Annotated in this window: 19 protein-coding genes; 16 read left to right on the plus strand and 3 right to left on the minus strand. The window is 68.6% G+C overall.

From position 1 onward, the window contains the following. Positions 1-69: 69 nt before the first annotated feature. Positions 70-2,358 carry a bifunctional metallophosphatase/5'-nucleotidase gene (locus D1832_RS04770; protein WP_118912855.1) on the minus strand — a complete coding sequence of 763 codons (2,289 nt, stop codon included), beginning with the start codon at positions 2,356-2,358 and terminating at the stop codon, positions 70-72. A 207-nt stretch (positions 2,359-2,565) separates the two neighbouring features. Here D1832_RS04770 and D1832_RS04775 point away from each other — a divergent pair, with 207 nt between their 5' ends. The 7 genes from D1832_RS04775 to D1832_RS04805 all read left to right on the plus strand — a co-directional run bounded on the left by D1832_RS04775 (position 2,566) and on the right by D1832_RS04805 (position 6,652). Next, positions 2,566-3,621 (plus strand): pirin family protein, encoded by a 1,056-nt coding sequence (locus D1832_RS04775; RefSeq protein WP_118912856.1) that lies wholly within the window; start codon positions 2,566-2,568, stop codon positions 3,619-3,621. Positions 3,622-3,754: 133 nt separating this feature from the next. Continuing rightward, positions 3,755-4,615, plus strand: a complete 861-nt coding sequence (locus D1832_RS04780; RefSeq protein ID WP_118912857.1) for an oxidoreductase — start codon at positions 3,755-3,757, stop codon at positions 4,613-4,615. Further along, entirely contained in the window at positions 4,612-5,136 is a 525-nt protein-coding gene (locus D1832_RS04785) for a hypothetical protein (RefSeq protein WP_118912858.1), read from the plus strand. The genes D1832_RS04780 and D1832_RS04785 overlap by 4 nt, the downstream gene beginning before the upstream one ends. Next, positions 5,124-5,348, plus strand: a complete 225-nt coding sequence (locus tag D1832_RS04790; RefSeq protein WP_118912859.1) for a lysoplasmalogenase family protein — start codon at positions 5,124-5,126, stop codon at positions 5,346-5,348. Before D1832_RS04785 ends, D1832_RS04790 begins: the two co-directional genes overlap by 13 nt. 24 nt (positions 5,349-5,372) lie before the next feature. Further along, positions 5,373-5,858: a hypothetical protein gene (locus D1832_RS04795; RefSeq protein ID WP_118912860.1), complete on the plus strand. Its 486-nt coding sequence runs from the start codon at positions 5,373-5,375 to the stop codon at positions 5,856-5,858. Between the two features lie 145 nt (positions 5,859-6,003). Further along, positions 6,004-6,456 carry a hypothetical protein gene (locus tag D1832_RS04800; RefSeq protein WP_118912861.1) on the plus strand — a complete coding sequence of 151 codons (453 nt, stop codon included), beginning with the start codon at positions 6,004-6,006 and terminating at the stop codon, positions 6,454-6,456. Position 6,457: 1 nt separating this feature from the next. After that, complete coding sequence (locus D1832_RS04805; protein ID WP_047310542.1) at positions 6,458-6,652, plus strand: helix-turn-helix transcriptional regulator; 195 nt, start codon at positions 6,458-6,460, stop codon at positions 6,650-6,652. Here the strand turns inward: D1832_RS04805 and D1832_RS04810 are convergent. Beyond that, positions 6,649-7,095: a hypothetical protein gene (locus D1832_RS04810; RefSeq protein WP_241510864.1), complete on the minus strand. Its 447-nt coding sequence runs from the start codon at positions 7,093-7,095 to the stop codon at positions 6,649-6,651. The two genes, D1832_RS04805 and D1832_RS04810, sit on opposite strands and share 4 nt — an antisense overlap. After that, positions 7,095-8,141: a 6-phosphofructokinase gene (locus D1832_RS04815; protein WP_047310543.1), complete on the minus strand. Its 1,047-nt coding sequence runs from the start codon at positions 8,139-8,141 to the stop codon at positions 7,095-7,097. Before D1832_RS04815 ends, D1832_RS04810 begins: the two co-directional genes overlap by 1 nt. Positions 8,142-8,298: 157 nt before the next feature. On the opposite strand from D1832_RS04815, the gene D1832_RS04820 reads away from it, so the two are divergent. The 9 genes from D1832_RS04820 to D1832_RS04860 all read left to right on the plus strand — a co-directional run bounded on the left by D1832_RS04820 (position 8,299) and on the right by D1832_RS04860 (position 21,927). Continuing rightward, entirely contained in the window at positions 8,299-12,210 is a 3,912-nt protein-coding gene (locus D1832_RS04820; RefSeq protein WP_241510865.1) for a Pls/PosA family non-ribosomal peptide synthetase, read from the plus strand. Continuing rightward, entirely contained in the window at positions 12,188-13,564 is a 1,377-nt protein-coding gene (locus D1832_RS04825; protein WP_118912863.1) for a M1 family metallopeptidase, read from the plus strand. The genes D1832_RS04820 and D1832_RS04825 overlap by 23 nt, the downstream gene beginning before the upstream one ends. 268 nt (positions 13,565-13,832) lie before the next feature. Continuing rightward, on the plus strand, positions 13,833-15,059 hold the full coding sequence (locus D1832_RS04830; protein ID WP_047310546.1) for a branched-chain amino acid ABC transporter substrate-binding protein: 1,227 nt from the start codon (positions 13,833-13,835) through the stop codon (positions 15,057-15,059). Between the two features lie 111 nt (positions 15,060-15,170). After that, complete coding sequence (locus D1832_RS04835; RefSeq protein WP_227484350.1) at positions 15,171-16,160, plus strand: branched-chain amino acid ABC transporter permease; 990 nt, start codon at positions 15,171-15,173, stop codon at positions 16,158-16,160. Beyond that, entirely contained in the window at positions 16,157-17,335 is a 1,179-nt protein-coding gene (locus D1832_RS04840) for a branched-chain amino acid ABC transporter permease (protein ID WP_047310547.1), read from the plus strand. Before D1832_RS04835 ends, D1832_RS04840 begins: the two co-directional genes overlap by 4 nt. Beyond that, positions 17,332-18,291 (plus strand): ABC transporter ATP-binding protein, encoded by a 960-nt coding sequence (locus tag D1832_RS04845; protein ID WP_118912864.1) that lies wholly within the window; start codon positions 17,332-17,334, stop codon positions 18,289-18,291. Before D1832_RS04840 ends, D1832_RS04845 begins: the two co-directional genes overlap by 4 nt. Next, positions 18,278-18,991, plus strand: a complete 714-nt coding sequence (locus D1832_RS04850; RefSeq protein WP_118912865.1) for an ABC transporter ATP-binding protein — start codon at positions 18,278-18,280, stop codon at positions 18,989-18,991. Before D1832_RS04845 ends, D1832_RS04850 begins: the two co-directional genes overlap by 14 nt. Positions 18,992-19,110: 119 nt before the next feature. Further along, positions 19,111-19,956: a thioesterase family protein gene (locus D1832_RS04855; RefSeq protein ID WP_118913021.1), complete on the plus strand. Its 846-nt coding sequence runs from the start codon at positions 19,111-19,113 to the stop codon at positions 19,954-19,956. Between the two features lie 375 nt (positions 19,957-20,331). Then, positions 20,332-21,927 carry an aldehyde dehydrogenase family protein gene (locus D1832_RS04860; protein ID WP_118912866.1) on the plus strand — a complete coding sequence of 532 codons (1,596 nt, stop codon included), beginning with the start codon at positions 20,332-20,334 and terminating at the stop codon, positions 21,925-21,927. Positions 21,928-21,973: the final 46 nt, after the last annotated feature.

A 21,973-nucleotide genomic window follows, 5' to 3' on the forward strand; every position in this document is an offset into this window, starting at 1 on the left:
ACGCCTCCGCCCCACCGTGGCGTGAGCCAGTGCGGGGCGGAGAGCGACGGCGTCAGCCGCAAGGAGACATCAGACGGTGCGACGCAGGCGAGCGACGACGGCGCCGATGCCGGCGACGAGCAGGAGGCCGAGGCCCGCGAGGCCGGTGACGGCCTGCTCGTTCCTCATCCCGTCGGTCTCGACCTTGGGGCCGGTGGTCGAGGTGCTGGAGGATGACGGGTTACCGCCACCGCTCGTGCTCGTACCGTCCGTCGGGGACGCCGTCGGCTCGTCCGTGGTGGACGGGTCGCTCGGCTCGCTCGTGCTCGAGGGGTCGCTCGGCTCGCTCGTCGGGTCCGTGGGTCCCGTGGTCGGGTCCGTCGGCTCGGTGGTCGGGTCGGTCGGGGTCGTCGTCGGCGCACCACCCTCGATCGTGACGGGGAAGCCGCCGCTCGTGCCGGTCGGCGCAGCCTTGAAGGTGACGAGGGCATCACCCGAGGCGTCGGCCGGCACCGTGAACTTCACCGAAGCCGTGCCGTGGTTGGCCGGGTAGGGCGGTGTCGTGGACGAGCTCGTCGTGATGGGGAACGTGCCCACGGACGTGCCGTCGACGAAGACCTCGACGCTCTTGTTGGCCGGCGCGTCCTTGCTGGTCATGTCGAAGCCGGAGACGGTGAACGACGCCTCCTTGCCCGCGGTGAGCTTCGTCGGCTGGTCCACCACGGAGAGCGACTGCTTGGCGTAGCTCGGCGAGAGCGGACTCGCGGCCTTGAGCCACTCGACGAACAGACCCTGGTCGATGAGGCCGGAATCGCTCACGGCGCCACCCTCCTTGAGGGCGGTGAAGTTGTCGCCACCGGTGATGAGGAAGGAATTGGACGCCACCGTGTAGCTCGTGGACTCCTCCAGCGGCTTGCCGTCGACGAGCACGGACGTGACGCGCTCACCGGCGGGCTTCTTCTCGTCGAACGTGTACGTCACGTTCTTTGACAGGCCGAGCTTGAGGAACGGGCGGGAGCTGCCCTCCGGCTGCCACTGCTGCTCGAGAATCCTGACGAGCGTTGCGCCCGTGACCTCACGGGTTGCGACGGTGTTGTTGAACGGCATGACGGCGGCGGCCTGCGCGAAGGTGAGGTTGCCGGACGCGTCGGGCACGAGGTCGGCGCGCACGCCGCCGGGGTTCATGAGGCCGATCTCGACGCTGCCGGTGCGGCCCGGCTTGTTGAGCGAGTCGACGTAACTCTGCGCGATGAGGTTCGACAGGTTCGACTCGGCCAGACGGTCGTCGCGGCTGCCGTCCGCCTTGAGCGCCGAGGTGATCGGACCGCTGCTCTGGGCGACGACCTGCTTGCCGATCTCCTCGGCGCGGGCGTTGGCGGAGTCCACGACGGCGGCAGCAGCCGTGTACGCGGGCAGCGAGGTGCACGCGTCGCTCGGTGCACTCACCGGCCGGTTCGTCACCTTGTACTGCGTCACCTTGCCGCTCGCCTTGTCGTAGCCGAGCTGCAGAACGCCGAGGTACTTCGCGTAGAAGTCGGTCTGAATGATCGGGCGCGTGCCTTCAGCGCCGGGAACAGGCGCGTCCCAGCTGTAGAGCTGGTGGGTGTGACCGGTGAAGATGGCCGAGACGTCGCCGCTCGTCTTCGTCACGATGTTGTTGAACACGGGGCTCGCGGCCTGCATCGACGACAAGGTGGCCTCGCCGCCCTCCGGCGCACCCTCGTGGTACTCGGCGACGACGACGTCGGCCTCACCGTTCGCGGCGTTCCCGTCCTTGAGCTTGGCGGCCACGCGGTTGACGGCAGCCACCGGCTCGCCAAAGGTCAGGCCGGCCACGCCGTCACCGGCCACCATGTTGGGCGTGTCGGTCGTGACGGCACCGACGACGGCCACCTTGACGCCGTTGACATCGAGCACCTTGTACTCGGGCAGAGCGGGCGTCGTGGTGCCGCTCTTGTAGACGTTGGCGCCGAGGTAGGTCCAGCTCGCGCGCGAGCTGACCCGGCCCGTCAGGTCGTCGAAGCCCTTGTCGAACTCGTGGTTGCCCACCGAGCTGGCCTCGAGACCGAGAGCGTTGAGGAAGTCGATCGAGGGGTTGTCCTGCTGCGAGGCCGACTCGAACGGCGTGCCACCGACGTTGTCGCCCGCGGAGATGAACGACGCGTCCGGGTACTCGGCCTTCGCCGACGCCACGGTGCAAGCGAAGTCCTTGGTGAAGTGGCCGTGGAAGTCGTTGGTACCCAGGAGCGTCAGAGGCGTGAGGTCGCCGTCGAGAGAGTCGACAGGCGCAGCGGCGAGCGCGGAGGGGGCGAACGTGCCGGCGCACGCGAGGGCGAGGACGCCGGTGAATGCGGATCGGCGCACGAGGGAGCTCGACATGGTTGGGGGTGTCCTTCGGATTCGGCTGCGCCGCAGGCGCGGGGAGGGTGCCCGACCATCTTGCGGGAGGTTTCGGCCCTCGAATCCGTTTGCGAGGCGATCGGCATCGAATCGTCATCTGACGTTCATTCAGGACTGGCGGAATGGTTGAAACTTCAACTACATTGAGGAAGCGCCAACACTTCACGGCCACCGAGGAGGCCCCCAATGCCCGCAGTCAACGCAGACACGCTCACGCTGCCGCCCCTGCCCGAGGCGAGCCCGCAGGCCGTCGAGCGCTCCGTGCGCCGCCAGATCACCGGGCCGAAGGGCTTCGAGGGTGAGGGTTTTCCCGTCACCCGTGCCTTCGCCGGCCTGACCCACGCCGAGCTCGACCCGTTCGTCCACATGGACGAGATGGGCGCGGTCAACTACGCGCCGGGCGAGCCGCGCGGCACCGACTGGCACCCGCACCGCGGCTTCGAGACGGTCACCTACATCATGGACGGCCGCTTCCAGCACCAGGACAGCCACGGCGGTGGCGGCATGATCGAGAACGGCGCCACGCAGTGGATGACCGCTGGTTCGGGCGTGCTTCACATCGAGACGCCCCCTGCTGAGCTCGTCGTTTCCGGCGGCTTCTTCCACGGCGTCCAGCTCTGGGTCAACCTGCCCAGGGCCGAGAAGTGGGCCGACCCGCGCTACCAGAACCTCGAGGGCGGCGACTCGGAGCTCATCACGACGCACGACGGCGGCGCGCTCATCCGCATCATCGCCGGCTCCATCGGCGGCCACAGCGGTCCGGGTTCGACCCGCACGCCCATCACGATGGCGCACGCGTCCATCGCCGCCGGCGCCCGCGCCGACATTCCGTGGGACGCGTCCTACAACGGTCTCGTCTTCGTCTTCTCCGGTTCGGGGTCGATCGGCCGCGACCGTCGTCCGATCAAGGCCGGCCAGACCATCGTCACCGGCCCGGGCGACCTGCTGACGCTGACGGCCGACGATCGTCAGGACGTCGAGACCCCGTCGCTCGAGGTGCTCCTCATCGGCGGACGCCCGCTGCGCGAGCCCGTCGTGCAGTACGGCCCGTTCGTCATGAACACCAAGGCCGAGGTCATCGAGGCGTTCGAGGACTTCCAGCGCGGCCGCCTCGGCCACGTGCCCGCCGACGGCATCCGTCCCTACCGCGCGAGCGCGTCGGAGATCGCGGAGGCCAAGGAGAAGCGTCTGCGCGAAGCCGTGGCGTCGATGCCGCACGGCGGTGACATCCGCGAAGGGTGAGTCGGCAGGAGGTCTGCCGACGCCCGACGTTCGGCCCGGTGCGCGCTCCAGTTCGCGCACCGGGCCGTCCACATGCCTGTGGCATCCGTGGAGTGCCCGTGCGTTGTCGGGGCCGGGCGTTACCCTCACCGACATGACGACGAAGATCGCCCTGGTCACAGGAGCCTCTGCCGGTATCGGTGAGGCCATAGCACGCGCCCTGCTCGACGAAGGGTGGACGGTGTACGCCGCAGCACGCCGCGTCGATCGCATGGCGGGCCTCGCCGACCGCGGCGCTCACGTTCTCGGCATGGACGTCACGGACGACGCGTCAATGACCGCGGGTGTTCAGCGCATCCTGGACGAGTGCGGACGCATCGATGCCCTCGTCAACAACGCCGGCTACGGCTCGTACGGCGCCCTCGAGGAGGTGCCGATGGACGAGGCCCGCCGCCAGTTCGAGGTCAACGTCTTCGGCCTCGCGCGCCTGACGCAGCTCGTCACACCGACGATGCGCGCCCAGCACAGCGGACGCATCGTCAACATCTCGTCGATGGCCGCCCACATCTACGAACCGCTCGGCTCCTGGTACCACGCGACGAAGTTCGCGGTGAACGGCCTGTCCGATTCCCTGCGCCTCGAACTCAAACCGTTCGGCATCGACGTCGTCACGGTGCAGCCCGGCGGCATCAAGTCCGAGTGGGCCGGCATCTCCGCCGACTCGCTCGAGCAGCGCAGTGGCCACGGGCCCTACGCGACGCAGGCCCGCACCCTCGCGACGATGCTGCGCGGCAGCGACGCGAACTCCTCCGAACCCGAGGTCGTCGCGCGCGCCGTCGTCGCGGCGTGCACGGCGAAACGACCGCGCAGCAAGTACACGATCGGCATGGGAGCCAAGCCCCTCGTCGCCGCACGCCGCGTCCTGCCGGACCGCGCCATGGACGCCCTCCTCAGCGCCGCCTTCGACCAGGCACCCAAGCTCGTCGAGCGACGCGCCAAGCGGGACGCCTCGTGATTCGCCCACTCCCCGGCTCCTCCGGCTTCCTCCGACGCCCGACCGGCCGGCTCTACGCCGCGGCCTCAGCCCTGACGAGCGGAGCCGCCGCCGTCGGCAACGACCGCGCACACGCCGCGACGAAGTACGCCGTCGCGCCCCTGCTCATGCTCGACCTGGCTGCGCAGCCGGGCGCTTTCAGCCCCGCCCGCCGCACCACGATGGCAACCCTGCTCACCGCCCTCACAGGCTCCGCCCTCGGCGATCACTTCATGCTCGCCGAGTCTCGCTCCACCGGCACGACGGCCCGGGCCCACCTGCGGCGTAGCGCGTCGGCGTTCGCAGTGCAGCAGCTCGGCCTCATGACGGTGCTCGCTCGCGCCGGCTACCGCTTCCGCCGCGAGGCGAGCGTCGCGGCGGGCGTCACGCTTGCCGCCTTCGCCGTCGCCGACGGCCTCGCGGCACGTCGCGACGGCGCGGCAGCACACCCGACCCCGTCGTCGCTGGGTACGGTGTCCTGCTCGCCTCGATGGCGGCTCTGACGCAGGGGGCACCGGCGGGCACCGGCCCCTTCGCGGCGATCCGCATCGGGGGCCCACTGTTCCTCGTCTCCGACGCAGTCATCGTCGCGCGGCAACTGTTGCCCGAGGGGCCTGGCCGCGACGTCGCAGACGGCATCGTCATGTCCACCTACACGGCAGCCCTGGGCCTCCTCGTCGACGGCACGGCACGCCTGCGGTCATGGTCGCAGTAGGCCCGTCGGCCGTAGGCTGACGGCATGGCCCTTCAGATCGACTATTTCGCCGCCGCGACCGACGAGGAGGCCGCTCGCACGGTCGATCTCGAATCCGGCCTGCGCTCCCTCCCCTTCGACGACGAGTCCGATTCCGCTGCACCCGAGTACGACGTCGTCGCGAGTCAGGACGTCGACCCGGGCCTCGCGCTCGGCTACCTCAACGAGCTGCTCACGGGGGTTCCCGTCGAGGAGTTCCTCGACTCGGGCTGGCCCGCACCGGTGGCCGTCAGCGCCGACGAACAGAAGTTCGTTCTCCAGGTCGATCCGGGGTTGGTGGCGCTCATGTCGACGCGTGAAGCTCCGTTCGACGGGCTGGCCGCCCAGTGGTCCGCGGTGGAAGCACCCGAGGGCGCGGACGAGTGGAACCCTCACCCTCGCGATCTCGCCGACTTCCTCGCCGAGTTCGTCGCTCTGACGCTACGCGCGCAGGACGAGGGCAAGCACATCTACTGCTGGCTCTGGCCCTGATCCCCACCCGAGGACCACACCCGAGGATTCTCGGCGTTCGAACAACGCCGGCTTCGGGTGGACCCTTGACCACGATGTCACACACGCTTTACTGTAAAGGAACCTTCACAGTAAAGCGTGTTTGACATCGCGAAAGGGGAACACCATGACCACGCAGAGCACCTGGGGCAGCACACGTTCGGGCCGTTCACCCTGGCCGGGCGCCATCGGAATCGGCGTGGCAGTGGCCGCCGTCCTCGGACTCACCGTCTGGGCGTTCGCCAGCGGCACCAACGGGCTCGTCTACGGCATCGTCGTCGCCGCCATGTCCTTCATGCCCGGTCTCGCGCTCGGGTGGGTTGTCGTCGTCGACCGCCGCACCGTGAAGGGCGCAGTGCGCAACCCGGAGGAAACCGTCGAAGCGCAGTGGTACGACCGGGCCACGCGCGGCACCTTCCACGACCTGCTCGTGGTCATGGGCCTTACCGCGACGGCACTGAGCGTCGTGCCTCAGTGGCGGGACGGACTCACCGCGTCGGATGCCCTCCTCGCCTGCATGGTGTTCGCGGCGGCAGACGTCAGCGTGCGCTACCGGCTCATCAAGCGACGCGAGAGCTGACGTGGAGAACAATCTGCCCGCGCTGCGCGCCGAGCGCGGCTGGTCGCAACAGCGGCTGGCCGACGAACTCGGCGTCTCGCGACAGACCGTCATCTCGATCGAGAAGGGACGCTACGACGCCTCGCTCCCCCTGGCGTTCAGCCTCGCGCGCGTCTTCACGTGCCGCATCGAGGACATCTTCACGCCCGAGGGCTAGAGCTCGGAAAGCCCCAGCGTCTCGTAGGCGTGCCAGGCCGGCTCCTCGTAGGGGTGCGCCGCCAGGACGGCGTCGACGACGCGGCGAGCGTCACGCCGAGGCACGACCATCTCGACGCGCATCTCGTCGACGACCTCCGGCTCACCGACCCGACCGATCGTCGGGCGGGCCCCGACCTGCGGCTCGAATCGCCCTTCACCTGCCGCGCTGAACGAGCAGGCCCGGTAGTCACCGATCGCCCCCGCGCCGGCGCTGGCCGCCGCCCGTCGAACACGGTCGGCAGCCTCCCGCGGCACGAACACCACGACGACGACCAGCCCGCCCGAACGCGAACGATCCTGACGGGCCGGAGCGGCAACGGTGCCCACCTGGCGCGACTCAGCGGACTCGTCGCCCACTATTCCGAGGTAGGCGAGCGCCGTCCGCACGAACCTCGACGCCATCAGCCGAAGAGGACGGCGACGTCGTCCCACTGCTCACGCGGGACCTTCTTGAGTTCCTTGGTGGCCTCGTCCATCGGCACCGTCTCGATGTCGATTCCCTTGAGCGCCACCATCTGCCCCCACTTGCGCTGCATCACCGCGTCGATGGCGGCGTGCCCGAACCGGGTGGCGAGCACACGGTCGTACGCCGTCGGTACACCGCCGCGCTGCAGATGGCCGAGCGTCGCAGCGCGCGTCTCGATGCCGGTCTTCGCCTCGATGAGCGGCGCGAGCGCCTCGCCGATACCACCCAGACGCGGACGCCCGGCGGCATCGAGGCCGCGCTCGGCGACGATGTTCTCCGACTCGCCGCGGTCGTTCTTGAGCTGGAAGCCCTCGGAGACGACGACGACAGGCGCGCGACCGCGGGCCTGAGTCAGGCGCACCCACTCGGCGATCTGCTCGAGCGTCACCGACACCTCGGGGATGAGGATGGCGTGCGCGCCACTCGCGATACCGGCGTGCAGCGCGATCCAGCCGACGTGGCGGCCCATGACCTCCACGACCATGCACCGGTGGTGCGCCTCGGTGGTCGTGCGCAGACGGTCGATCGACTCCGTGGCGATCGAGACCGCCGTGTCGAAACCGAAGGTGTAGTCCGTGCCGGACAGGTCGTTGTCGATGGTCTTCGGGACGCCGACGATGGGGAGCCCGTCGATCGCGAGCCGCGCGGCGCCCGAGAGCGTGCCCTCGCCGCCGATGGCGATGACGGCCTCGATGCCGTGGCGATCCATGACCTCACGGATCGCCTTCGGCCCGCCCACGCCGTCGATACCGTTGTAGGGGTGCGTGCGGGACGTGCCGAGAATCGTGCCGCCCTCCTTGGAGAGCCCTCGCACGCGCCGACGCGGCAGCGGCGAGATGTCGTCGACGATGAGCCCGCGCCATCCGTCACGGATACCGACGAACTCCTGCTCGTAGATCTTGTCGCCCTTCATCACGGCGCCGCGGATGACGGCGTTGAGTCCGGGGCAGTCGCCTCCGCTGGTGAGAATGCCGATGCTCATGGTTCCAGTCTCACGCATTCGCCCCGGCGGGACGAATGGAGGCGGCGGCGTCTCTCCCACCGGACGCCCTGCCCAGCCACCGGCTAGCGCAGTGATTCGGCTCACCGGTGCGGCTCATGTCACCTCCAGGTCATCTGGAGGTAGGACAATGCGCCTCATGACGAGCGATCCACCCGAAAGTACGCTGCTGCGGGCCGACCGGGCACCCGCGCCACGAACGCTCGTCGACATCCTGCGCGAGACGGTGGCCGCCAACCCGGATGCGCCGGCGGTGGACAACGGCGTCGACGTCATGACGTACGCCGAGTTCGCCGACGCCGCAGAGCAGTTCGCCGACGCCCTACACGAGATGGGTATCGGCTCCGGCGAACGCATCGGCATCCGCATCCCGTCCGGAACGCTCGACCTCTACGTCGCGATCGCCGGCACCCTCGTCGCTCGATGCGCCTACGTCCCGGTCGATTTCGACGATCCTGACGAGCGCGCCGACACCGTCTTCGGTGAGGCCGACGTCGCCGCCATCGCGGGCAAGGACCTCGTCATCAGCCCCCGCGAACACGAGCACGCGGACGACGGCAACACCCACACCGGCGACCCGGGCCTCACCGACGACGCATGGATCATCTTCACGTCGGGTTCCACGGGCAAGCCCAAGGGCGTCGCCGTGACGCACCGCAACGCCGCGGCCTTCGTCGACGCCGAAGCGAACCTCTTCCTCCAGGACGCTCCTATCGGCCCGGGCGACCGCGTCATGGCGGGCTTGTCCGTCGCGTTCGACGCGAGCTGCGAGGAGATCTGGCTCGCGTGGCGTTACGGGGCCTGCCTCGTGCCCGCGCCGCGCAGCCTCGTGAAGTCCGGCATGGATCTCGGCCCGTGGCTGAGCGCCAACGACATCACCGTCATCTCCACCGTGCCGACGCTCGTCGCGCTCTGGCCGCACGAGGCGCTGGCCGAGGTACGCCTGCTCATCCTCGGCGGAGAGGCCTGCCCGCCTGAGATCGGCGCGCGCCTGGCGAACGAGCGACGCGAGGTGTGGAACACCTACGGCCCCACCGAGGCCACCGTCGTCGCGTGTGCCGCGCAGCTGACGGGCGAACCACCCGTGCGCATCGGCCTGCCGCTGGACGGCTGGGATCTCGCCGTCGTCGACGGCGAGGGCAACCCCGTGCCCGAGGGTGAGCCCGGCGAGCTCATCATCGGCGGCGTCGGGCTGGCCCGCTACCTCGACCCGGCCAAGGACGCGGAGAAGTACGCCCCCATGCCGACGCTCGGCTGGGAGCGCGCCTACCGCAGCGGCGACATCGTCGTGAACGACCCGCGGGGCCTCGTCTTCAACGGCCGAGCCGACGACCAGATCAAGCTCGGCGGCCGGCGCATCGAGCTCGGCGAGATCGACTCGAACCTGCTCCAGCTTCCCGGCGTGAGCGGCGCAGCCGCTGCCGTGCGTACCTCCCAGACCGGCAACAAGCTTCTCGTCGGCTACCTCACCGTCGAGGACGGTTTCGACCGCAAGGCCGCCACCGCTCATCTGCGCGAGACCATGCCCGCGGCGCTCGTGCCTCAACTCGCGGTCGTCGACACGCTGCCGACGCGCACCTCCGGCAAGATCGACCGCGACGCCCTGCCGTGGCCGCTCGAGATCACCTCCGACGACGAGGACGGCGCCTTCACCGGCACCGCAGCCCGCCTTCGCGAGCTCTACACCGCCATCCTCGGCGCACCGCCGGCCTCCCCCGAGGACAACTTCTTCGACCTCGGCGGCGGTTCGCTGAGCGCCGCCCAACTCGTCGCCCGCGTCCGCGAGACGCACCCCGAGTTCACGGTCGCCGACGTCTACGAGAACGAGTCGATCGCCGAGCTCGCCGCCGCGATCGACGCGATGGATTCGCCGACCACGCGCCTCAACGACGACGTGGTCCGGGTGCGACGCAGTACCCAGACGATGCAGGTGGTCGCCTCCCTCGCCGTCCGGCAGTTCTCCGCGCTGCGGTGGCTGACGTGGCTCGGAGCGGGCGCGAACCTCGCCCACGCCGTCGGACTCGAGTGGATTCCGACGCTCGACTGGTTCTGGATCGCCCTCGGCTGGGTGCTCTTCGTCGCGCCGCCGGGACGCATGATCCTCGCCGCGCTCGCCGCCCGCGTCATCCTGCGGGGCGTGCAGCCCGGCGCCTACACCCGTGGTGGACGCACCCACCTGCGCGTCTGGCTCGCCGAGCGTCTGGCCGACGAGCTCGGGGCGACGACGCTCGCGGGCGCTCCCCTCGTGAAGTTCTACGCACGGCTGCTCGGCTGCGACATCCGCAAACACGTCGACCTGCACAGCCTACCTCCGGTCACCGGCCTGCTCACGCTCGGCAAGGGCTGCTCCGTCGAGCCCGAGGTGGAACTGCGCGGGCACTGGATCGACGGCGACGTCTTCCACCTCGGGCGCATCGAGGTGGGCGCGAACGCCCGGGTCGGCACCCGCTCGACGCTCCTGCCGGGCGCACGCATCGGCAAGCGTGCCGAGGTGGCCCCCGGTTCCGGCGTCTTCGGCGACGTCCACGCCGGTGAACTGTGGTCGGGCGCGCCGGCCGTCCACATCGGCGAGGCACGCGGCCCGTGGGAGGACGAGGCGCCGCCGAACAAGCCGATCTGGCTCGGCGCCTACGCCGCCTCCGGTATCGCAGCCTCCCTCGTGCCCGCCGTCGGGGCCGCAGCCGGCATCGCCGTCTGCTGGCCCTGGCTGAAGGACGCCGACTCGGTCGCCGACCTCGCTCGCATCACCGCGATCGGCGTCGTGCCCGCCACCCTCGTCGGATTCGTCACGACGGCCCTCGTCATCCTGGGCGCCGTGCGCCTGCTCGGCCACGGTCTGCGCGAGGGCTACCACCCGATCCACGGCGGCCAGGGCTGGCGCGCGTGGACGACGATCCGCCTCCTCGACGAGGCGCGCACCTGGCTCTTCCCGCTCTACTCGAGCACCCTCACGCCCGTCTGGCTGCGTGCGCTCGGCGCCCGCATCGGCAAGGACGTCGAGGCCTCGACCGTGCTCATGCTCCCGAAGATGGCCGACATCGGCGCCGGGTCGTTCCTCGCCGACGACACCCTCGTCGCGAACTACGAGCTCGGTGGCGGCTGGATCCGTATCGCGCCGGTCAAGGTCGGCAAGGGCGCCTTCCTCGGAAACTCCGGTATGGCCGCGCCGGGCCGCAAGGTGCCCAAGCGCGGACTCGTCGCGGTCCTCTCGGCGGCACCCGCTCGCGGCAGCGCGAAAAAGGGCACGAGCTGGCTCGGCTCTCCCCCGCAGCGCCTACGACGCGAGGCCGGCGAGTCCGACACGAGCCGCACCACCGCGCCGCCGCAGCGCCTGCGTGTGGCCCGCGCCGTCGTCGAGGCACTGCGCATCGTGCCGCAGAGCCTCCACTCGGCGCTCATCGCGGGATCGGCCCTCACGATGCTCGCCGTCGCCGACCGCTTCAGCTGGCTCGTCGCCGCCCTCACCGGAGGCTGCGTCCTCGTCGTGGCTGGGGCCCTCGGCGGCCTCTCGGCCGTCGTCGCGAAGTGGCTTCTCGTGGGCCGGCTGCGCGTCACGGAGTACCCGCTGTGGAGTTCGTTCGTGTGGCGCAACGAGCTCGCCGACACCTTCACCGAGGTCATTGCGGCACCGTGGCTCATCCGCGCGAACGCGGGCACGCCGGTGCTCAACCTCTGGCTGCGCCTCATGGGCGCGAAGATCGGCCACGGCGTGTGGTGCGAGACGTACTGGCTGCCCGAGGCCGACCTCATCCGCCTCGGCGACGGAGCCTGCGTCAACGCGGGCTGTGTCGTGCAGACCCACCTCTTCCACGACCGCATCCTCGCCATGGACACCGTCACCCTCGGCGACGGCGCCACCCTGGGGTCCAACAGTGTCGTGCTCCCCGCAGCCGCGCTGGGCCGTCACGCTACGGTGGGGCCGACGTCGCTCGTCATGCGTGGCGAGAGCGTCCCCGACAAGACCCGCTGGCTCGGTAACCCCATCGGCCCGTGGCTCGAGGACGACGACGACACCCCGGAAACCACCCGTGAACGGAGCGCACGAGCATGAGACGCCACCACACCCCCACCGGCGCGCCGACCCGTACGTGCCCGGACACGGCGACACGACGTTCGGGGTCGACGCCTACGACCTCACGCTCGACTACTCCCCAGCCGGCAACCACCTCGACGCCAAGGCCGTGCTGACGTGCCGCATCGCCGATGACGTCACCGAGCCCGTGGCACGCATCGAGCTCGACCTGCACAGCCGACTCAAGGTGACGAAGCTCGCCGTCGCCGGCGCCCGCGTCGGACGGTACGGCCACGACCACTCGCGCCTGTTCGTCCGTTTCGCGCAGCCCCTCGCGGCCGGCACGCCGTTCACGGTGACGGTGGCCTACAAGGGCTCGCCCGGCCCCATGCGCGGCCTCGACGGCGACGCAGGCTGGGAGGAGCTGACGGACGGCGTCATCGTCGCGTCGCAGCCTCACGGCTCGCCGACGTGGTTCCCGTGCAACGACCGCGCCGCGGACAAGGCCATGTACCGCTTCGTCGTGACGACCGATTCCGACTACGCCGTCGTCGCCAACGGCTCGCTCGTACGCCGCCGTCAGGCCGGACGTCGCACGACGTGGACCTACGAGTGCCCCAGCCCGATGTCGCCCTATCTCGCGACGCTGCAGATGGGCCAGTACGAGACGAAGCAGCTGCGCACCTCGCCCTCCGACGTGCGCCTCGTCTACCCGCCGCGCCTGCGCGAAGCCGTGCGCACCGCGTACGCCGACCAGGTGCACATGATCGACTTCTTCTCCTCGCGCTTCGGCGACTACCCCTTCGACAGCTACACCGTCGTCATCACCGACGACGACCTCGAGATCCCGCTCGAGTCGCAGACCCTCTCGACGTTCGGCGCGAACTTCACGAACCGCTCGTGGGATGCCCAGCGCCTCATCGCGCACGAGCTCGCCCATCAGTGGTTCGGCAACGCCGTCACCTCCTCGGCGTGGGAGGACATCTGGTTGCACGAGGGCTTCGCCTGCTACAGCGAGTGGCTGTGGAGCGAGGAGGCGGGGCTCGCGACGGCCATACAGCGCGCCCACGAGCACCACGGGCGCCTGTCGCGGCTGCCGCAGGATCTGCGCCTGCAGGACCCGGGACCGGACGACATGTTCGACGACCGCGTCTACAAGCGGGGCGCCCTGACGCTGCACGCGCTGCGCACCCTCCTCGGCGACGAGGCCTTCTTCGGCCTCCTTCGCCGCTGGGTGACCGAGCACCGGTACGCGACGGTGACGACGGCCGACTTCATCGCTCTCACCGAGCAGGTCGCCGGTCAGGATCTCGGCGAGTTCTTCGACGCGTGGCTCCGAGCGCTACGCCTTCCCGCGTTGCCGTCACTGCCGCTCTCCGGCCCCCGCGTCTGAGACTTCGCGCGACGCTTCTCGAGCGAGGAATTTCCATCTTCATCGTTGGAATTTCTCGCTCATATTCACCCAATTTCATTGCGGTGCAGCCAAATAAAGCAAAATGAAAACAAACATAGTTCGGCAACTAATCCGTTTTTCTCGGGCTTTGCCGTAACAAGAAGGTCACAACAGCATTCATCAGAAGTTGCACGGCCATAAACCGTTCTAGTCTCTTCTCACTATCAGCGGGTCGCCATTCGGCCCCTTCTGCGTGGGAGAAACCACCGTGAACGCAAAGCTCACCTACCGTGTCGCCGGCCTCGGCGCGGCTGCCGCACTCGCCCTCACCGGGTGCGCCAACGACAGTTCGAAGACCTCGAACTCCTCCGAGAGCGGTGGCGCCTCGGGCGTCAACCTCCCGGCCGTCCAGACGGTCGACACCCCCAAGTCGCCCGTCATGCCCAAGGGTGACGGCAAGGCCAAGTGCTCCAACGTCACGATCGGCTACGTCGGCGCTGTGACGGGCGACAACGCCCAGCTCGGCGTCAACATCTACAACGGCATCCAGACCGCCATCAACGAGCACAACCAGGCGAACAAGGACTGCCAGGTCAAGTTCGAGAAGCTCGACACCGAAGGCAGCCCCGACAAGGCTCCGGGCCCGGTCACGACCATGGCCAACAAGTCGCAGGTCGTCGGTGTCGTCGGTCTGCCGTTCTCCGGTGAGTCCAACGCCACGGGCAACATCTTCGAGAGCAAGGGCCTCGTGCACATCACGCCGGCCGCCACGCTCCCGGAGCTGACGACGAAGGGCTGGAAGACCTTCTTCCGCGGCCTCGGCAACGACTCGGTCCAGGGCCCGGCTGCCGCCAAGCTCATGACCGAGAAGCTCAAGGCCGAGAAGGTCTTCGTCGTGCAGGACGACTCGCCCTACGGTGTCGGCCTCGGCGGCGAGACCACGAAGGCCCTCGGCGACAAGCAGGTCGGCTCCGACAAGGTGACGACCAAGCAGAAGGACTTCTCGGCCACCGTCACGAAGATCATGAACGCCAAGCCGGACGCGGTGTTCTACGCCGGCTACTACGCGGAGGCCTCGCCGTTCGCGCAGCAGCTTCGCGCCAAGGGCTTCAAGGGCAGCTTCGTCGGCCCGGACGGCGTGAAGGACAACGAGTTCATCAAGCAGGCCGGTTCGGCCTCGGACGGCGCGTACTTCACCTGCCCGTGCATCCCGGGTGAGCTCATCAAGGACTTCAACGACGCCTACAAGAAGACCGCGAACAACGCCGCCCCCGGCACGTACTCCATCGAGGGCTACGACGCCGCCACCGTGCTCCTCGCGGGCATCGACGCCGGCAAGACGGACCGCAAGTCGCTCCTCGAGTGGGTCAAGACCTACGACAAGGACGGCCTGAGCAAGCACTACAAGTGGGACGACAAGGGCGAGCTCGCCAAGCCCGACGTCTACGGCTACAAGGTCGAGGGCGGCAAGATCGTCCCCATCGGCAAGATCTGATCCGCTCCACCCACCACGGTCGACGCCGCCCGCCAGCCCTGATCGGGCCCAGTGCGGGCGGCGTCTGCCGGTGAGTACGAAAGCATCACCATGCTCAGTGCACTGCTTCCCATGGCAGAGTCGGGTTCGACGCAGTGGCTCAGTTTCGACTGGAACGCCCTCATCTCCAACCTCGGCCCGGCCACGATCGACGGTCTGACGTTCGGCGCCATCTACGCGCTCGTCGCCCTCGGTTACACGCTCGTCTACGGCGTGCTCAACCTCATCAACTTCGCCCACTCCGAGGTGTTCATCGTCGGCGCGTACGGCGTGATCTTCACGCTCTCGGCGCTCGGCTTCAACGGTTCACCGCCGAACCTCGGCATCGGGCCGATCATCCTCAACCTGTTGCTCGCCATGATCGTGGGCATGATCGCGTCGTGTACGACAGCCGTCGCCGTCGAGCGCCTCGCGTACAAGCCGCTTCGCAAGCGCAACGCGCCCCGCCTCGTCTTCCTCATCACCGCGATCGGCGTCAGCTTCGTCATCCAGTACGCGATCTTCGCCTTCCACAGCAAGAACGCGGAGCCGGCCGTCACGATGTTCACGCCGAAGCCGATCTTCGACCTGGGCGGCACCATCATCGACAGCCAGCAGCTGACGATCATCATCGCGGCCGTCGTCATGATGATCGCGGTCGATCGCTTCATCGCGAAGTCGAAGACGGGCCGCGGCATCCGCGCCGTCGCGCAGGACCCGGCAACCTCGACGCTCATGGGCGTCAACTCCGAGCGCATCATCCTCGCGACGTTCGCCATCGGTGGTCTCCTCGCCGGTGCAGCTGCACTGTTCTACGTCATGAAGGTGCCCTCGGGCGTCATCTACAACGGTGGCTTCCTCCTCGGCCTGCAGGCATTCGCCGCAGCCGTGCTCGGCGGTATCGGCAACATCCGCGGCGCCCTCGTCGGCGGTCTCGTCATCGGTGTGATCAGCAACTACGCGCCGTTCCTGCTCGGTGACTCCAACTGGTCGCAGGTCGTCGTCTTCGCCGTCCTCGTCCTCGTCCTCGTCGTGCGCCCGCAGGGTCTGCTCGGCCAGACCCTCGGAAGGAGCAAGGCATGAGCACCGTCGCCGAGTCGTCCGAGACGACGAAGACCGACAAGGTCACGTTCATGCAGCGCTGGCACATGCTGGAGCGTTGGCAGCAATGGGCGGCGCTCATCGTCGTCGCATTGGCGCTCTACCTCCTGCCGGTGCTCAACCCGCCGATCATCTCCACAGACGGCGGCGGCTCCGACTTCTCCATCGCGTGCTTCGACATGGCGCGCATGGCTCTCATCGCGGTCGGCCTCAACATCGTCATCGGTTACGCGGGCCTGCTCGACCTCGGGTACGTGGCGTTCTTCGCGGTCGGCAACTACGTCGCGGCCATGCTGACGAGCCCCGACAGCCCCTACCTCAAGATCCCCTACCTGTGGACGCTGCCGGTCGCGGTCATCGTCACGATGATCTTCGGTGTGCTGCTCGGTGTTCCGACGCTGCGTCTGCGCGGCGACTACCTCGCCATCGTCACGCTCGGCTTCGGTGAGATCGTCCGCCTGCTCGCCACGATCATCCCGGCCATGCGTGGCCAGGAGGGCTTCAGCAAGGTCGGCGCTCCCCCCGGTACCGCGTCCGACGGCACGCCGCTGTTCACGAACAGCAACGGTCTGCCCTGGTACTGGCTGACGCTCACCGTGCTTCTGCTCGTCATGATCCTCGTCGGCAACCTCGAGCGTTCGCGCGTCGGCCGCTCCTGGATCGCCATCCGCGAGGACGAGGACGCAGCCGAGACGATGGGTGTGCCCACGTTCAAGTACAAGGTCTGGGCGTTCGCGCTCGGCGCCGGTCTCGGTGGCCTCTCCGGCGCGCTGTTCGCCGGTCAGATCGGCTTCGTCAACAACGCGAAGTTCGACGTCGTCACCTCGATGCTGTTCGTCGCCGCCGTCATCCTCGGTGGTAGCGGCAACAAGGTGGGTGCGGCCATCGGTGGCGCCATCGTCGCGTACCTGCCGGTGCGCTTCACCGGCATCGCCGAGTACAAGTACCTCATCTTCGGTATCGCACTCATCCTGCTCATGCTGTTCCGCAGCGAGGGCCTCATGCCGGCTCGTATGCACCTGCTGACGTACGCCAAGCGCGCGTACCAGAAGGCCACCGGCAAGGAAATCGTTGCCCCCGAGTCCGAGGACAACCCGTTCGCAGGGGATTCCAAGACCTTGAACCTCGCAACCGAGAAGGAGGCTGACGAGAAATGACGAACGAGCAGAACACGCCCGCCGTCGAGGAAGAGCTCGCAGCCATCGGCAGCAGCATGGAGAAGGTGAGGGAGGAGGGCGTCAAGCTCGACGACCTCGCCGAGGCCGGTGTTCCTCTCGAGGTCGCCAAGGTCATCTCCACCGACCGTGACATCGCCGTCGGTGTCGGCGAGAAGCTCGTCGAGGTGAAGAACCTGACGATGAAGTTCGGCGGCCTCACCGCCCTGGACGACGTCTCGTTCGACATCCACCGCGGTGAGATCCTCGGCCTCATCGGGCCCAACGGTGCCGGCAAGACAACCTGCTTCAACGCGATGACGGGTGTCTACAAGCCGACGAGCGGCGACGTCATCCTCGAGGACACGCGCCTCAACGGGTTGGCCAAGCACAAGATCACCCGCGCCGGTATCGCCCGAACCTTCCAGAACATCCGTCTGTTCGGTGAGATGACGGCGCTCGAGAACGTGGTCGTCGGGCTCGACGCGCGTCACCGCACCTCGGTGCCCGGTGCGCTCATCCGCTCGCCGCGTCACTTCCGCGAGGAGAAGAGCGCGGTCGACCACGCCGCAGCGCTCCTCGAGTTCGTCGGCATCTCCGACTCGGCCGAGCGTCTCGCGAAGCACCTGCCCTACGGTTACCAGCGTCGTCTCGAGATCGCTCGAGCCCTCGCCACGGAGCCGAAGCTGCTGTGCCTCGACGAGCCGGCGGCCGGCTTCAACCCGGCGGAGAAGGAACAGCTCATGGAGTTGATCCGCACCATCCGCGCCGACGGGTACACCGTCCTGCTCATCGAGCACGACATGAAGCTCGTCACCGGCGTCACCGACCGCATCGTCGTGCTCGAGTTCGGGCGCAAGATCGCGGACGGCACACCGGCCGAGGTCACGAGTGACCCGAAGGTCATCACCGCCTACCTGGGCGAGGACGAGGAGGACGACGACGATGAGCTTGCTTGAGCTGAACGATGTCTCGGTGCACTACGGACGCATCCAGGCACTGCACGGCCTGACGTTCACCGTCGAGGAGGGCGAGGTCGTCTCCCTCATCGGCGCGAACGGTGCGGGCAAGACGACGACGATGAAGACCATCTCCGGTCTGCTGTCGCCGTCGTCGGGCAACATCACGTTCCAGGGTGAGGACATCACGAAGGTGAAGCCACACCTACGTCCGGGCCTCGGCATCTGCCAGGCACCGGAAGGTCGCGGTGTCTTCCCCGGCATGACGGTGCGCGAGAACCTCGGCATGGGCGCCTTCGGCCGTAAGGACAAGGCCGGCATCGACGAGGACTACGACCGCGTCTTCGAGCTCTTCCCGCGCCTCAAGGAGCGCGAGAACCAGCTCGGCGGCACGATGTCCGGTGGCGAGCAGCAGATGGTGGCCATCGCGCGTGCTCTCATGGCACGCCCGAAGCTGCTCCTGCTCGACGAGCCCTCGATGGGTCTCGCGCCGCAGTACATCCGTCAGATCTTCAAGATCATCAAGGAGATCAACGCGCAGGGCACGACGATTCTGCTCGTGGAGCAGAACGCCAACCAGGCGCTGAGCCGTTCGCACCGCGCGTTCGTGCTCGAGACGGGTTCGATCACGCGCGCCGGTACGGGCCGCGAACTCAAGGCCGACCCGGCCATCAAGGAGGCCTACCTCGGGGTCGCCTGAGGTGAGCACCGCGTGAAGCGCGGGTGAAAGGATGCGTCCTCTCACCCGCGCTTCGTGCGTGTTCGAGGCCGAACAGGGGGTGTGGTCTGCGCCACGTCGGGGGCCGTTAGGGTGTGAGCATGGCTGCGAGCACCTCCCCCGAAACCGCCGAGTTCACGCCCCGCGAGAACGTCGACGCGTACTTCGTCCCGCTGGGCGAGCACGACGGTGGGCGGCTGTTCGAGCCGACGATCCACGTCCAGGGTGCCTGGAACGAGGCCGAGCAGCACCTCGCGGCGTCGGCCGGGCTCATCGTGCACGAGATCGAGCGTCACGAGCCGCGTGAGGGGATGCAGCTCGCGAAGGTGACGTTCGACGTCTACGGCTTCATCCCGTTGCGTCCCACCCACGTGCGCGTGCGCACGATCCGCCCCGGCCGCACGATCGAACTCGTCGAGGCCGAGTTCAGTGTCGACGGGCGCCTCATCATCGTGGCGCGCGCGTGGCGCCTGTCGGTTCAAGATTCCTCGCCGGTCGCCGGCGCCGACCTCGAACCGCTGCCTCCTATGAATGAGTGCGAGCGCGTCGACATGGGGCAGATGTGGCCCGGCGGCTTCATCCGTTCCGTCGAGCGCTTCGACGCACCTCCCGGCTACGTGCCGGGCCGCAACCGCACGTGGCTGCGCACCGACCTGCCGAGCGTCCTCGGCGAGGAGATCAGCCCGACGACGCATTTCCTGTGCGTCATCGACGGCGCGAACGGCATTGCCGTCCGAGTCGACCCGCGCGAGTGGATGTTCCCGAACGTCGACCTCACCGTCCACCTCTTCCGGCGGCCCGACCCGACGGCCACCGGCTTCGACACGACGGTTGCCATGGGCGAGAGCGGCCTCGGCGTGACGATGACGACGCTGCACGACATCCACGGCCCCGTCGGGCGCATCGCGCAGAGCCTCACCGTGCGCGAGATGCCGAGCAAGGGCTGATTCAAGGGCTGATCTGCTGCGGCGACCCGCCCCAGCGTCATCGGCGCGACAACGCCGATTGTCGCGATTCGGCACACAGAATCGAATCGGCTCGCTACAGTCGTGGCACTGCAAAGCACAGGCCGTGCACGACGCCTCCCACGTTTCGAGGCGCCCGGCACGACTTCGTCGACATTGCTCCGGAACGTCATGCACCCACTTGGCCAGGAGATCGACGAGCATCCCGCCTTCGTCGGGATGTCCGCCCTTATCGCCCACCGCGATCCCGGCGTTCGATTAACCCCAATTGATGGCCGCTCACGCGTACCCGGATCACGCGTCTCGTGACTCGCTCGAGTGGCCGTCCTGCGCACCCTTCACGCGTGAGGAGTCCCCATGACTGCCCTGCCCGCCGAGCACGACACAGCGCTCGCCGCCCTGCCCAACGCCCTGCACGTCAAGCCGGGCACCGAGTGGAGTTCGGTCCTCGACCGCGCCGCCACCGCCGCCCCGGAGGCCTTCGGCGAAGGCCGCCTCAAGAACCTCGTCGGTGGTGAGTGGCTCTCCAACGGCACCGATGAGATGCTGACGAGCCCCGTCGACGGCAGCTCGCTCATCAACCTGCCGAAGCTCTCCGTCGAGGAGGCTCAGGCCGCAGTCCACGCCGCGACGCAACAGCACCGCGAGTGGCAGGACGTTCCGCTGGCCGAGCGCAAGAAGCGCGTCCTCGCCGCCGTCGAGGCGATGACCGAGGTGCGCGACGACCTCGCGCTGCTGCTCGCCTGGGAGATCGGCAAGCCGTGGCGCCTGGCCTGCGCCGATGTGGACCGCGCCCTCGACGGCGTGCGCTGGTACGTCGAGGAGATCGACTCGATGATGGACGGCCGCCGCCCGCTCGAGGGGCCGGTGAGCAACATCGCGAGCTGGAACTACCCGATGTCCGTGCTTGTGCACTCCGAGCTCGTGCAGATGCTCGCGGGCAACGCCGTCATCGCGAAGACGCCCTCGCAGGGCGGCGCGACCTGCCTGACGCTCGCGCACGCGATGATGGCGCGCGAGGGACTGCCTGCGACGCTCATCTCCGGCAGCGGCGCCAACCTCTCCGAGGTGCTCGTGCGCTCACCCGAGATCGGGGCCATGGCCTTCGTCGGTGGGCGCTCGAACGGCGGCAAGATCGCCGCGCAGCTCGTCGACACCGGCAAGCGCCACATGCTCGAGCAGGAGGGCCTCAACGCCTGGGGCATCTGGAACTTCTCCGACTGGGAGGGCCTGGCCGCCCACCTCAAGAAGGGCTTCGAGTACGGCAAGCAGCGGTGCACCGCGTACCCGCGCTACGTTGTGCAACGCGAGCTGGTCGACACGTTCCTCGAGACCTACCTGCCCATCGTGTCGGAGCTGAAGTTCGGCCACCCGCTGGCCGTCGAGAACGACGACGACGATCTGCCGGAACTCGACTTCGGCCCGATGATCAGCGCCTCCAAGGCCCGCGAGCTGAGCGAGCAGGTCGACGACGCGATGCACCGCGGCGCCGTGCCGATCTACCGTGCCGACGTCGAAGCGCGCGGGCGCTTCCTCGAGGGCCAGGACACCTCGGCCTACGTCGCCCCGACGACGCTGCTGTCGCCCGCAACGGCCAGCTCGCTCATGCACGCCGAGCCGTTCGGCCCGATCGACACGATCGTCGTCGTCGACACCGAGGCCGAGCTGCTCGCCCAGATGAACGCGTCGAACGGTGCGCTCGTGGCGAGCCTGGCCTGTGACGACGAGGTGCTCGCACGACGCCTCGCGCGCGAACTGCAGGCGTTCAAGGTCGGCATCAACAAGCCCCGCTCGCGCGGCGACAAGGCCGAGCCGTTCGGTGGGTACGGCGCCTCGTGGCTCGGCTGCTTCGTCGGCGGCGAACTACTCGTGCAGGCCGTGACCGAGGGGCCCGAGGGCGAGATGCTCTACGGCAACTTCCCGGAGCACTCGCGCTACCCCGAGCGCAGCTGATCCGTCGCTCTCCCCACGTGCCCTCCGGCCCCTGCGGTCGGAGGGC

The organism is Dermacoccus abyssi (assembly GCF_003515945.1).
In the GTDB taxonomy this organism is placed as follows: Bacteria; Actinomycetota; Actinomycetes; order Actinomycetales; family Dermatophilaceae; genus Dermacoccus; species Dermacoccus abyssi.